The organism is Gangjinia marincola (assembly GCF_039523415.1).
Classification (GTDB): Bacteria; Bacteroidota; Bacteroidia; order Flavobacteriales; family Flavobacteriaceae; genus Gangjinia; species Gangjinia marincola.
Genome location: NZ_BAAAFG010000015.1, coordinates 551,093 through 565,283 on the forward strand (window position 1 = coordinate 551,093; position 14,191 = coordinate 565,283).

Below are 14,191 nucleotides of genomic sequence, written 5' to 3' on the forward strand. Positions count from 1 at the left end.
ATAAGTTGGTAAATCAGCCAGGTATCAATGGTACCAAAGCAGAGTTCACCTTTTTCAGCTTTCGCTCTCGCACCATCTACATGATTCAACATCCAGGCTATTTTTGAGGCCGAGAAATATGCGTCAATGACCAATCCTGTTTTTCGCTGAATAAGCTCTTCTTTACCCTGTGCTTTTAAATCATCACAAAAAGCAGCCGTTCTACGATCTTGCCAAACGATCGCATTGTATATTGGTTCGCCTGTAGTCTTGTCCCAGATCACAACGGTTTCCCGCTGATTGGTTATTCCTAGCGCGGCGATATCTTCAACTGAAACCTGATCATTAATGACATTCCTAATTGTAGCAAGCTGAGACTCCCAAATTTCCACAGGGTCATGCTCCACCCAACCCGGCTTCGGAAAAATCTGCGTAAAATCCTGTTGAGCTTTGGAAACAATATTCGCATCACGATCAAAAAGAATACTTCGGCTAGAGGTGGTGCCTTGATCAAGCGACAGAAGGTAAGGTTTGCTCATGGTTTGATTTTGGTTGTAAGATATATTTATGGGCTACTTTATAGAAATTATTCAGCCGTTCTTGTTTCCAGGCTTCGGTAGAGTTGAGTTGTTGTTTCATGGTTTCTGCAACTACCGGGGCTGCCTGGATAGCTGCTTTGGCATCTAAAAATAGTAAACGTATCCGGCGTGCTAAAATATCTTCAACAGTTCGTGCCATTTCGTAACGAATGCCCCAGATGACTTGAGCAATGGTATAGTCGTAATCCGGATGTATTTTTTCCGCGTAAGCGGGATTATCTTTCATCAATTTATGAATAGATAATGCATCAGATCCGTAGACCGAGAGAACATCCTTCGCATCAAAGGCGGCACCCTCATAGTTACCATAGATGGGCAAAGTTTCGGTTTTCGAGGCCGAATAAGTTAGCCTTGCTGAAGCTATTGCCTTATTAATAACCTCTTCGCCCATATGCCTGTAGGTAGTCCATTTGCCACCAATTACAGAGATCAATCCCGAAGAGGAGGCAATGATTTTATGCCCCCTTGAGATTTCTTTAGAAGACTGATTTTTACCGGAAGGCTTAACCAAAGGGCGTAGTCCTGCGAAAACAGAAAGCACGTCTTCTCGCGTAGGCTTTTTGGCCAAATACTGCTGTGCATTTTCTAAAATAAAATCGATTTCCTGCTCTAGAGCTTCTGGTTCCAAGCGTGGTTTTTTAATAGGTGTATCTGTGGTGCCCACGACTACTTTATCGTGCCAAGGGATGGCAAATAACACACGACCGTCACTGGTTTTAGGAATCATTAGGGCTTCATCACTTTGTAAAAAGGATTTATCTAACACCAAATGAACCCCCTGACTGGGAACGACTTTTACATCATCATCGGCCTTATTCATTTTTAATATTTTGTTGGAGAATACTCCGGTGGCATTGATGACAACCTTAGCGTTAATTTCGTAGATCTTCTTGGTTTCTTGATCTTCGGCCTTAACTCCTAAAATTGTGTCCTGATCGTCTTTAAGCAAGCCGGTCACTCTAATATGATTTAGTACGACCGCTCCTTGTTGATGCGCTGTTTGAGCAAGATTAACGGCTAATCGTGCGTCATCAAATTGCCCATCTTTATACGTCACACTGCCGGTTAACCCTTGTTGTTCAAGCATGGGAATTCTCGCTAGGGTTTCTTCTTTAGAAATTCGTCGTGATGCACCCAGGGAAAGCTTTCGTGCCAAGACATCATATACCTTCATCCCAAAGCCGTAGTAGTATTCTTGCCACCATGCATAACTGGGGATAAGAAAAGTTTGATTCATAAACAGATGCTCGGCATTTTTAGCAAGAAGCCCACGTTCTTTTAGTGCTTCGGCAACCATTTTCACATCGCCTTGCGCTAGGTATCGTACTCCACCGTGAACCAATTTAGTACTTCTGCTTGAGGTTCCTTTTGCAAAATCCACCGCTTCTAAAAGAGCTGTTTTAAGACCGCGTGAAGCGGCATCTACCGCAGAACCCAGACCTGTCGCACCACCACCTATAATGAGAACATCAAATTGAGTAGTGTTCTCCAAGCGCGTTAATTCATTTTCTCTATTCATTTCTTTCGAAAACTTTCATATTTATACAAAAATAGTAAAAACGAAATTAATCGAAATAAAACTAAATGTTATGAAATCGTGAAATTTTGTGCTTTGATGTATCTTTGTATCATGACCGGAATCAACGAACGCCAGAGTAAGATTATTGAACGCCTAAACAAAAAAGGTTTTGTGAAGGTGAGTGAACTCTGCGAGAAATTAGATGTATCAACGGTTACGATTCGTAAAGACTTAAGCTTTTTAGAAGAAAAGGGATTGCTTCATCGTACGCATGGTGGCGCGAGCAAGCAATCCCTCTATGCGTTTGAACGCAATGTAGGAGAGAAAGAAGGAATACAAGTCGAAGAAAAACGAAAGATCGCTCAGCAAGCATTGCGATATATTCAGGATGGAGATCATCTTATTTTATCTTCAGGGACAACAGTACTCTATCTTTCAAGAATGCTCTCTACGCTCAAGAAGCTTACGGTGCTTACTTCTTCACTCAGTGTAGCGACAGAATTAAGTGAACAACCCACGGTAGATGTCATCCAATTAGGAGGGAGCGTACGTAAGAGTTCCAATTCTGTGGTAGGTCCATTAGCCGAAAAAACTTTACAGGATTTTTCATGCAACACCTTGTTTTTAGGGGTTGATGGGATCGATCCTGAGTTTGGACTAACCACTACCAATATTGATGAGGCTCAACTCAATAAAGCCATGATCAAAAGTGCCGAAAAGGTGATCGTACTTACTGATTCTTCAAAAATTGGTAAGCGAAGTTTTGGGAAAATTGCCGGCTTAGATCAAGTGGATGTGTTGATCACCGATAAAGATTTAGCCGCAGACAGTAAAGTAGCCCTAGAAGATGCCGGAGTTGAAGTTTGTGTTGTTTAATGTTCAATCAAACAACTGATCTGGAGGAGTCAGCTCATTTAACTCCTTTCTTAAATCCTCTTTAAGCAAAGATAATCCATACTGAAACGAGGCGTTCATCCACCCAAAACCTTCTTGGGTGATGTATTCAAAATCAGTCCCTACGTTGCCGTATTCTGCAAATACTTTATGGGTAGCTTCAACCACATCGTACTTTTCGGGGATGGTGCCGTTATAATCTACTGCGTTGCGGGTAATCATATACAGCCATCTGTAGATTAGTTCCTGAGCTTCTTTTTCATAACCATAGTTGATCATGCCTTTCCACGCCATGATTTGATGGGGTGCCCAGCCATTGGGATAATCCCATTGCCGCTGAGGACGCTCTGCAGAAATTGGTCCGCGACTTTCTTTGGTGCTGGCTGCAATCCCACCTAACTCCTTCAATTTGGGGAAGGCATTTTTGATCAGAGCTTCGGCTTGCTCTTTAGTGGCCATATTGGACCAAAGCGGAGTAAAGGTCGTTGCGGCTAAAAAGTCCTGCTGCATTTTTTCAGAAATGTTATAATCTACAAAGTAACCGGCTTCAGGATTAAATAGGTATTGCGTGGCTAGTTTCTTTCTTTTCTCGGCTTGTTCTTGCCAATAGGCTGTGGTGTAGGTTTTATCGTTTGCAGAAAACTTTCCGCCAAAAACATCCTTTGTCAATTGAGCAAAGTCGGATTCATATTGATATAAAAAGGCATTGAGCGCCACGGGAGCCAAATCTGCTGCAATTCCTTCAATGCGATAGGAGGTATCATGACCAGATTCACGTACCGTACGGTCGTGCATAAAGTAGGTGTCCAGTTTGATGCGATCCTTGGCGATACGATCGTCCAACTCTGCATTACCTACGGTTGCGTCTCTATAGGCCTGGGTATATTCCTCTATACTCATCCCGGCCTTATCAGCAAGAGGTTTGATCACAGCATCATAGTGACCTTCTTCAGTTTCTGGGGTGATTCCTATTCCTTCGGCTAAATAACGGTTTAATCCTGTTTTTGTAAGGCGTTTTCCCGGTACCATCCACACGGTTTCATATTCTTTAATGGCTGTTTTTAAGTGGCTTTTAAGCCAGGTAGTGTCTTTTGTTTGTTCAAACACTTCTTTGATAAGGCTAGTATAGAAGGGAGGCTGAGTTCTGGTGAGATAATACGAACGATTGGCGTTTAAGATTTTGCCGTAATTCTCAATTTCATACTGAAAATTATCAGCCATGGCTTTGGCTAAATCCACCCGCCCATCGATGATCAAACCAATGGACTCAAAGTAACTGTCCCAACCGTACATTTCGTTAAACCTCCCACCTGGAACAACAAAGGGTGCTCCTTTAATTTTTCCGTCTTCGCGGAAGAGTTTTAACGAAAGTATCCCGGGTTTGTCGTTGATTGAAGCAACGTACTGCGGAGTAACTTCTGCCGGAAGGCGAACCGTTCTAATCGCTAAACTCTTTTCTAATTCTTTATAATAGTTTATGGCCAGCGTATCATTGTAGGGCACGTATACCGGAAGCACCTGCGCAGTAAGCGACGCATTTTTAGTGTCTTTGATCAATTTTTCAATCCCTGCGCTATCCATGGTGCGGGTAAGACCATCCCAGTAACGCGTTTTAATCATACGTGAAATACGATCTGCAGGGGCCTCAGTAATGTTTTTTGAATCTATCTCATTGGAGTCATTAATGACCAACTCCTGCAATACATTTGAAAGTTCATAGGTTCCTCTGGCGGTAAAAGGTTTCCCGTCTTTATTCTTGAAAGTAAATTCTTTAGGGCCTTGATCTTCAATGGTGATTTTTTTATCCCCATCAGTATCCTCCTGGTCCAACAATGCTTCTAGTAAATCGTCACCAATGGCATTGTTCGCAGGTTCGTCTTTGCAGGAGATTGATAGTCCAATTAATAAGAAGCTAAAACCAATGCACTTATAAGTCAATCTTAACATGTCTATTACTTTAATTATATGGAGAGAAGGATTACAAAAACATCCCCTCTAACTCCCCTTCAAAGGGGAGAATCACTTACTTTATATTTCAATTCGTTTTGGAACGTGTTTTTTAATACGAAGCGCTAACAAGGCAGCAATAAAGAAAAAGACTCCGCCGAATAAGATCGCATTCACCGCATTATTGCCTAATAGGTTTTTAAGAATTGGACCAAAGGTGACCGTTTGAATGAGCATAGGGATGACAATCATCATGTTCACGATACCCATATACACCCCACGACGTTCTTCAGGGATTACTTTAGAGACCATAGCGTATGGAATTCCCATCATCGCAGCCCAGCCAATCCCAAACAAGATCATAGGTAAAAGCAATAAATATTCGTCATTGAGATACGGCATAGAAATCATGGCCATACCGGTTAGGAATAAGCAGACCACATAGACCGCTTTAGAACTGTATTTTCGCGCAAAAGGTACTAAGGCCAATGCCACGAACATGGTCACCAGATTATACGTTCCATTCATTAGGCCGGTTTGAGCTAAAGCTTGCTCACTCACTAATTGTAAATTTTGAGCGAATGAGGTATCTGTAGCACTGATGGTGCCCCCAGCGCGGCAGGATTGCATAATGCCTTCCAAACGTTCAGTATCGGCAGTGGAAACTCCGTAGAGGCTTGTTCTAAGCATAGGCGTAATGAATTGCCAGTAACAAAATAATGCGTACCATTGAAAGAAATACACCCCGGCCAGTTTCCACATCATTTTAGGCATACTGCCGATAGCCCCGGCAATTTCTGTAAAAGGCTCTGTTGCGCGTTGCAAAAAGGTATGCTCTTGTTTGTCTTTTTTGAGTTTAGCAAGTTCTTCATCTGTCGGCGGAATCTCTGGTGTCTTCCACACCGACCATAAGATGGTAGCGACAGAGGCAAATGCCCCTAGAAAGAATGAATAATACACCCAGCGGGGGATGGAGGAGACTACTTCAACATCTGTACTACACAAACTGGCCCCTTCAACTGCAGGAACGCTAAACCAGTCCTGAAAAAGAAATAATGAAAAGTTCGCGATGGTAATCCCCGCACCTACAAATAAGCTTTGCATTTGATACCCAAAGGTAAGCTGGGTATCATTGAGTTTATCTCCAACAAACGCCCGATAAGGCTCCATGGCAGTATTGTTAGCAGCATCAAGAATCCATAATAAACCCACTGCAAACCACAAATTAGAACTAAAGGGGAATACGAGCAGGCACAAACTGCCTGCAATTGCGCCAATTAAAAAGAAGGGTTTTCTACGGCCGCCCCATTTTGGCAGCCAAGTTTTATCGCTTATGGCTCCAATTATGGGCTGAATGAGTAAGCCGGTTACCGGTCCTGCTAGATTAAGGAGGGGTAGTTCATCATGGGCAGCTCCAAGAAATGAGAAAATTGGATTGACTGCGGTTTGTTGTAAGCCAAAACTAAATTGGATCCCAAAAAACCCCACATTCATATTCCAGATTTGCCAAAAGGAGAGATTAGGCTTTTTAAATTTCATGGTCGTTATCGTTTAGTGGTGGTTAGGTCATTGTGAACGATGAGTTGTGCATTGTCATATTGTTTTTTGACAATATGATGTTCAATATTAAGTACCTGCTCATTAAAATTGCTCATTTCATCTCTTCCTCTTTTTTCACGCAGGACTTTGGTCTCAAGATAAGTTTTTTCCATAAATATCTTTAAGTCAAGGGGATCTAAGTGTAGTGCATAGGTACCTTCTACAACACAAACATCATAGTCACGTGGGGCTATATCTACAGTTGTGATCGTATTTTTATGATAATCAACCAAGGGTTTTTTTGCGCTAGATAAGTCTCCTTTAAATGCCAAAAGATTCTGCTTCATGGTACTCAAATCCACCTCTTGAGGTCCAACATGAGTGATGTCTTTTAGTCGTTTGTTGTGATTATCTTTTGGCGGAAGATGAAAATAATCGTCTTGATGAAGCACCAGGACTTTTTTACTATACTCTCGTTCAATATAGATTTTGAACGCGTGTGCTAAAGAGGATTTTCCGCAGCCAGACTCTCCTGCTATGCCAATACATGGTCTGTGATTTATACCCTCTCCCAAAGCACTTAACGCATGTTCAATTATTTGGTCATACGATTTAAAATAGGTCAAGGTATCGCCAATCATAGTCCAAGAATTTTAGCAAAATCAACACCTTGCCTTGCATGATGCATAAATACGATTCCGCTGGCGGTGAAGCCCATATCTTCTTTCCCTGCAAGTTCTAAGTGATCTGAAGTGATATATTCATTAAAATTCCAATCCTCTTTTTCTGTAAATGGCAAAAAAGCTTTGATGATTTGATCCACCTGTTGTTGCATTCCTTGATGTGCTAATCCCAAACAAAATAGTCCCATCCACACGGGCCAAATTCCGCCGTTGTGAAAGTGATGTGGATGATTTTTAAAATCATACGAATAATTATGTTGTAGTAATGACCAATCCTTACTTTGCGGAGTTACAGGAGGCCAAAATGCCGGAATCAAAGATGCAGAGATATCTAACTTTAGTTGATCAATGTAGGCTGAAACAGCTTTTTTTTGTTTTTCGCTTACGCGGAAAAAAAGTAAGGCCAACGCATTACCGGCAGCATCAAATCGTATGTCATACTTTCCTGGAAGAACAAACGAACAGAAGTGCTCAGTAGTTTCCTCACAGACTTTTTGATAAGCAGTTAGATGATACAGGTGATCTTGATTTTCTGCCGAAGGCCAAAAATTGAGTCTGGTTTTTTCACAAATTGCCTCAAAATCAGAGGTATCCTTATCGCAGAGCTCTAGCCAAAGGCGTTCACCCCATAATCTAAGAATATTGTCGTAGAGCGTATACCCATGAATGGGATACTCATCTGCCCAGTTTCCACTCAAGGGCGTATATAACCAACCTTTATTATTGAGTTCTATGGTGTTGAGGTATTTTCTCGCATTACGAATGATAGGAATGAGTGTTTCCCATGTAGTTTGATCTCCGGTTTTTTTATAATACAAACAAGCCCCTATAATAAACCAAGTAGTTGTATCAACTCTACCTACCAGGCTACCGTAGGATACATCTTTTTCCATAGAATCCGCCGGAACATTAGACGGAATACATCCCCATTCATTTTGATGCTTTGCCAGAGAAAGAAGACTGTCTTTAAGGGCTACGATTAGTTCTTCTTCATTAGTTAGGAGTCCTGCTAATCCACAAATAACACTATCACGCGCCCAAACCCGCTTATAATTATCTAATGCAATTCCGCTAGCTAAAAAACCCTGCTCATGAGCGAGATGTTTTAAGCGAGTAATGGCTGATTGGTAGAGATTGTTCATATTATTTTCTTTTATAGAAAATATAATCTGTTGCGATGGGTGTTATTCCTTTATTTTTTAAAGAAGAAATGATTTGAGCTCTATGATGGGTAAAATGATTCGTTACATGGTAGAAAATTTCTATAAGAGTGTTGTTGAAATGTTGACCTTTTGAATTTGAATATGCGATGTTCATGTCGAGATCAAAATCGTTCAAAATTGATAAAGCCTCACTATGATTTTTATCATTTAAGGTCTTACATTCCTGTAATCTATAAAATGTATTTACTGCTTCAACAGTAGATTTAGTTACCCTTGAATTCCAAATTTCTTGAGCTAATATTGAATGCGACATGAGCTGCTGAATTTCAATTTCAAGTTGATTTTCATTCTCAATTAACTGAATTAACAGCTCTTGATTGAAATGATGATGATATTTTAAAATGTCTCTAAAGAAATCTTTCATCAGCTTTTAATCGGCATATATATTTTTGCTTCCCACTCCAATGGATTTCCTCCTTGATGTGGGTCATTCATAAATACCTCAATGGGGAGTTTTTCTACGTCAATTTCTTTTCGATCTGCGTAATCAATCAGTGTATACCAGGCTTGATCGCTAATACGGTAATTTCCATTAAATGTCGTTTGGATTGCTTCTTGGGCAGGAAGGCTACCGCGTTGAATGTCTGCTTCGGGCGGAGTTTTAGCATTTTCGGGAATGGGAAAATGAAAGTTGAACGTGATACTGTCTGTTTCTTGATCCCATTGGGTTACCTCAAGGGTAGGCTTCCCCAAAAGGGGTAACTCATGTTTATAAAAATATTCCATCACGCGGGCGTTTGTCATCATCATTTCTCTGGCCTTATTGGCAATGGTGGTGCGAACAGGAATGTAGATTGTATTTAATCCTTCAAAAGAAGTTTTAGTCACCTTTCCTATCAACAATTTTTCATCAAATAGCGCTAAGTCTCCTCTTATTTGAGTTACCGTTGAAATAACACGTTGAACAAAGGCATTTTTTGAAAACGGAACAAAAAGTTTTTGGTTAAGGCTATTTTTTTCATCAGTTACAAAGGCAATAACCTGAGTAGTAGAGTCATTGATACGTTCAATTGTCCATCGATAGGTAAACAATGAGTCAGCCTGTTCCACATGCTGAGTAATTTCTTTAAAAGGAGCGTAGCTTACAGTTTGGACTTTCTTAGTATCTGATGACTGCCAGTTATTCCATTTTTTGAGATAATTAAATACAACCCCCGGAGTCTGTTGGGTGGTAAAACGTACTTGGTAATCGTGCTCTTTCACCAAAAAATACCAGCCTGCGAGCAGTAAGAGAATGGTGGATCCTATAAGAGCTAATTTTTTTCCCATGCCAGTACGTCTTTTTTCAGCTTAACTGTTTTCACTATATGTTCACCGACATTTTTGCCTTGCACTAATCCATTGTCAATGGCCGCACGATAATGAATTCCGCCATAAAGACGACTTAACGCAGCCTCTTCCGCAGCAGCGTTAAAAGATTTAAAAGTTCTTACCGGGAGACCATACTTAGTTTCGGTATCATCATCAAAAGGAATATTGTCTCCATAGATTTGAGTCAATACGGTGGCTGCCGCTCCAGATATTACTGAATGCCCGCTGGAATATTCTGGAAAAGGCGGAGTTTGTAGAATAGGTTTCCACTGTTCATCAATATGTTGATTGATCAAGGTTTCAGGACGAATTAAATTACTTCTGTATTTCTCATCCCAACAGCTTATAAATCCATCGTACAGCGCGATGGATGTTTTAGTGAATGCGTATACGGCATCGTCCAGCGAATCTTGGTTGTTTTTTGAGGCAATTTCTGCAATCCCCATCCAGTGTGCGCCTGGAGTGATTTTTTTAGTGGCAAACATTAAGTGACCACGGGTAACCGAAACATAAGGATTACAATCCCAAAACTGGGCGATTTGTATTTCTTTTGACTGGTCACCATTTTTAGTAATAGATTGACTTACCTCATACACCTCCATCAACTCCTTATAGAAATCGCTATTTTCTTTCATGGAAAATTCTGGATGCTTTTCAGGCTTAAATTGTGCGGCAGAATCCAATACTAAGGTTCGCATCTTTTTCCAATTAGGCTCAATACCTTCTATATAGGCTGGGGGAGTAGGCTGCCATCGTGAAGGATCATTAGTTTGAATACTAAATTTAGGCATGGTACGCGTCTGCGCATAGTTGTCCTTACTCATCCATGCGGTGATATGATCTGTGACTTGTTGTGCGTATTGTTTTGAAGCCTTGAACTGTTGTTTGTTGATGACCTCCCATGAACGAAATAAACTATCAGTATAGGAGGAGATAATATCCTCTGTAAAAACTAACTGTTTGCTTAGGTTATGATGAGCAATAATGGCGGCAGCGTTTAGGTTAATATTAGGATCTTGCGGTTTAGGGATAGAAGTTAAATCAGTTAATTGCCCTGCCAACGAACTATATTTATCTGATTGTAGCGTTAGAATCTCGTGGGCTGCGATATTAGGATATACATACACGCGACTGGCTACAGGCGGTGAAAAAATATCATGCACCATAGTGTTGGTAACCTCATTTACTAACGCGTAAAATTGCGCCGGATTGGTGTCTAAATCCTGCTTCTCTCCACAGGCAGAAAATAATAGGCTAACCACAAGTAATATTATGTATTTATTCCATTTCATACATCTGTGCAGTATCATTATTGATTGCGACAATTAGATAACGTTTATTATTAATTTGTATTTGTTCCAGTTGAGTGATCGCCTTGCGATAAAAGTCAAGACCTATATCGTGACCCATTTCTATCGTTTGATCATCTTTAATTAGTGCTCCGCTAAATCCATCCAGCCTGCCGTGGTATGGAGTTACTCCAAAGTAATTTCCCGCAGCCAGTACAGACGATGCACCTTTAACAACCACCTGTTCAAAGGTTGTGATGGGCGCGACTTGCAGCTCACTCTTAAAGGGTATAAAATTAAAGGTTCCCCCACCATTTTGCAAATAACCAGAAGCCAGTGTGCGCACGTTGAAAACCTGTGATTCGTTAAGCTTTTTAGGGTCAATAACCTCTTTTATCGTTTTACCTGCATACGATTTATAGGAGGTGAATTTTTTTTTGGTGATACTTACGAGTTGTTTGCTTAGCTCATCCAGTGTATAAATAGGATAGTATTGCTCATTTTTAGCCATAGTAATAATAGGTTCCGACGTACCATTATCATCAAAATCGTTAACATACATGGTCAGTGGAAATTTTGCTGTCGCGGAAAATCTTGTATTTAGTCCAAAATTCCCCAACACATAATCCATATCTCCATCATGGTCAATATCAAAAGGAAGAATAGCCTGCCATAATCCCTGAAGATTTTCAGGAAGGTATTGATCTGTTTTGTCTGTAAATTTACCTTGTTGATTTTCTAAGAATACAGGCTGCATCCACTCACCAATTACAATTAAGTCAGGTTGACCGTCAGTGTTAAAATCAGTAAAGACCGCATCCCTTACCATACCTATTTTACCTAGCGAAACTTGGTTGAAATCACCCCCTTCATTCACCAGAATATAGCTCTCTAAAACCTTGCCAAACTCCCGGCTGGAGGTGGTATTACCTACAAAAACATCTGTATCTCCATCACCATCCACATCAGCTGATTTAATGACAGCGGTATCTTCAAATGATGGGGTAAGGGATTTTGAACTAAGAGTGTCATTTTCTAAATCTAGTATTAAATTTTGAAGTGGAATGGCGTCCCCATAAAACTCGCCGCCGCCGTTGCCAATGACAAGTTCTTTTTCGGGGTCTTTATCCAGTTGAATGAATTGTGCAGAAACAGCTTCAGTTAGAGCAGTTTGTTTAAAAAACTCACTTTTTAGCGGCTCAAAGCTATCTTCTATTTGAAGAAAGATAGTTGCTTCCTGATGTTTTCCGTTACCGAAAAAAATATCTTCTTTTCCGTCGGCATCAAAATCTCCAACGGCCAGGGCGGGACCGCGATCTGAAATTTGATATGGGATAAGTGGGGTTCGATCAGAATCAAAGTAGTCATTTTCACGATGCCTGAACTCAAAAAACATACTATCTGCAACTTTTTTGAAGCTTTTTTTGATTACGGGATGGAGATGAGCGTAATTAAATGTGTCTCTTGCAGTTTCTCGCCTTAGCCGCTTTATTTGATTTGATTTTACGTTTTTGAGTAACTCCGTGCGTTGATCAGGCCAAATCAACCGTACTGAATCTGCACGTTGCTTTGTTCCCATGCCAACGTGAATGATAGGTTGAGAAGAGGATTGAAATCCACGTTGTGGATAAAGTTCTCTATAGTGAAGTGTGTTACCTGTATATATCAGAGCCTTTAATCCAGTGGACTGGCCGCTTTCAGTTTTTAGTAGAAGATAGTTATTAGTTGAAGTATTAATGTAAATGGATGCTGGCGCATTGATATTGTTTGTTACCAAATCCAAATCACCATCACCGTCTAAATCCCCGTATGCCGCCCCGTTGCTAAATGAAGGAAGATGATTGGCCCATTGATCAGTTTGGTCACTAAATGTTACATCAAAAGCACCTTTAAAAAAAGTGTTTTTAAGCTTTGCCTGTGGCATTAGGTCCAATGCTTTTTGATCAATACTAGTGGTGTTATTAAGCTGTTTAGAAATTTGATCATTAGACGCGTATGAAATAAAATCCAGGTTGTTTGGTCGTTTAGGAATTCCGTTTGCAATAAAAATATCTTGATTTCCATCCTGATCATAGTCAGCTACTAAGGCACTCCAACTCCAGTCTGTCGCTGCTATTCCCGACAGCAGACCATTTTCAACAAAAAAAGCTCCTTTTTGATTGATTTGAAGCATGTTGCGGCTGTACTGATACTGATACCCATAATCTTGTGTACGCAGTTTTTGAAGTTGCATGTTATCATCCCCTGCTGATGATTTGAGAACATCTTCAGTAAATGGCAGCATATCAAGGGTAACAATATCTGGAAATCCGTCGTGATTAAGGTCTGCTATATCGCTCCCCATAGAAAATTTACTCATGTGAGCAAAAGCCTCTTTTCCTTGTTCTTTAAAGGTACCATCAGTCTGATTAATGTAGTAATAATCATTTTCGTGAAAATCATTACTCACGTAAATATCGGGAAACCCGTCTAAATTTAAATCTGAAACTGCTACTCCAAGTCCGTAACCCAGCAGGCTGCCATAAATACCTGCTTCTTCACTCACATTTGTAAATGCTCCCCCATCATTACGAAAAAGCTTATCCCCACTTTTTAGATGTCTGACATTTCTTGCAGAAGCTTTCTGATAGGAATCCTGTGTATGCACAGCATGATTAAGCAGATACATATCCAAATCACCATCCAGATCATAATCAAAAAAGCTTGCTGAGGTGCTGTAATTTTCAATGCTCAATCCATAGGCCGAAGATTTTTCGGTAAAGGTTCCATCACCATTATTGATAAACAACTCATTATGGCCTTTAAACCCGTTGATACCTACAACGGCACATACGTAGATATCTAAAAATCCATCTCCATTTACATCTGCCATAGCAACGCCTGTATTCCAGTCGCTTTGACCAGCTACTCCTGCTACATTGGTAATATCTTTAAATTTTAAATTTCCCTGATTTAGATAGAGTTTATTTTTGTTTTGATTGCTGGTAAAAAAGAGATCTGGCAGGTCATCATTATTAATATCTCCTATAGCAACGCCACCACCATTATAAAAATAGAGGTAGTCTAAAATATTTTGGCCGGGCTGATCTTTTAGGAGATTTTGAAACTCTATCCCTGTTTTAGACGGTGTTGCCATGGTAAAAAGAGGTACTTTCTTCTTGCTACAGCCCAAGATTAGGATGGTTAATAGGCATATCCATTTTTTCAT

11 protein-coding genes are annotated in these 14,191 nt (G+C 40.3%); 1 reads left to right on the top strand and 10 read right to left on the bottom strand.

What is annotated here, in order from left to right; genetic code table 11:
• On the bottom strand, positions 1-518 hold a 518-nt coding region (locus tag ABD000_RS10325), incomplete at its 3' end, for an FGGY family carbohydrate kinase (RefSeq protein ID WP_343766989.1).
• The gene (locus ABD000_RS10330; RefSeq protein WP_343766991.1) at positions 490-2,097 is read right to left on the bottom strand and encodes a glycerol-3-phosphate dehydrogenase/oxidase; all 1,608 of its coding nucleotides are present in this window, start codon (positions 2,095-2,097) and stop codon (positions 490-492) included. The genes ABD000_RS10325 and ABD000_RS10330, both read right to left, overlap by 29 nt.
• Positions 2,098-2,208: 111 nt before the next feature.
• On the opposite strand from ABD000_RS10330, the gene agaR reads away from it, so the two are divergent.
• A complete protein-coding gene (gene agaR / locus ABD000_RS10335; protein ID WP_343766994.1) occupies positions 2,209-2,973 on the top strand; it encodes a transcriptional repressor AgaR in 765 nt (254 codons plus the stop codon).
• A gap of 3 nt (positions 2,974-2,976) precedes the next feature.
• On the opposite strand, the gene ABD000_RS10340 is transcribed toward agaR, so the two are convergent.
• The 8 genes from ABD000_RS10340 to ABD000_RS10375 all read right to left on the bottom strand — a co-directional run bounded on the left by ABD000_RS10340 (position 2,977) and on the right by ABD000_RS10375 (position 14,191).
• Positions 2,977-4,938, bottom strand: a complete 1,962-nt coding sequence (locus tag ABD000_RS10340; RefSeq protein WP_343766998.1) for a trehalase family glycosidase — start codon at positions 4,936-4,938, stop codon at positions 2,977-2,979.
• Positions 4,939-5,019: 81 nt separating this feature from the next.
• Entirely contained in the window at positions 5,020-6,477 is a 1,458-nt protein-coding gene (locus ABD000_RS10345; protein WP_343767001.1) for an MFS transporter, read from the bottom strand.
• Between the two features lie 5 nt (positions 6,478-6,482).
• Positions 6,483-7,118, bottom strand: coding sequence for a uridine kinase family protein (locus tag ABD000_RS10350; RefSeq protein ID WP_343767003.1), 636 nt, complete (start codon positions 7,116-7,118; stop codon positions 6,483-6,485).
• Positions 7,115-8,302: a glycoside hydrolase 100 family protein gene (locus tag ABD000_RS10355; protein WP_343767005.1), complete on the bottom strand. Its 1,188-nt coding sequence runs from the start codon at positions 8,300-8,302 to the stop codon at positions 7,115-7,117. Before ABD000_RS10355 ends, ABD000_RS10350 begins: the two co-directional genes overlap by 4 nt.
• 1 nt (position 8,303) lies before the next feature.
• Positions 8,304-8,747 carry a DinB family protein gene (locus ABD000_RS10360; RefSeq protein ID WP_343767007.1) on the bottom strand — a complete coding sequence of 148 codons (444 nt, stop codon included), beginning with the start codon at positions 8,745-8,747 and terminating at the stop codon, positions 8,304-8,306.
• Complete coding sequence (locus ABD000_RS10365) at positions 8,747-9,652, bottom strand: GyrI-like domain-containing protein (RefSeq protein ID WP_343767010.1); 906 nt, start codon at positions 9,650-9,652, stop codon at positions 8,747-8,749. Before ABD000_RS10365 ends, ABD000_RS10360 begins: the two co-directional genes overlap by 1 nt.
• The gene (locus tag ABD000_RS10370; RefSeq protein WP_343767012.1) at positions 9,637-10,986 is read right to left on the bottom strand and encodes a vanadium-dependent haloperoxidase; all 1,350 of its coding nucleotides are present in this window, start codon (positions 10,984-10,986) and stop codon (positions 9,637-9,639) included. Before ABD000_RS10370 ends, ABD000_RS10365 begins: the two co-directional genes overlap by 16 nt.
• On the bottom strand, positions 10,973-14,191 hold the full coding sequence (locus tag ABD000_RS10375; protein ID WP_343767015.1) for a VCBS repeat-containing protein: 3,219 nt from the start codon (positions 14,189-14,191) through the stop codon (positions 10,973-10,975). The genes ABD000_RS10370 and ABD000_RS10375 overlap by 14 nt, the downstream gene beginning before the upstream one ends.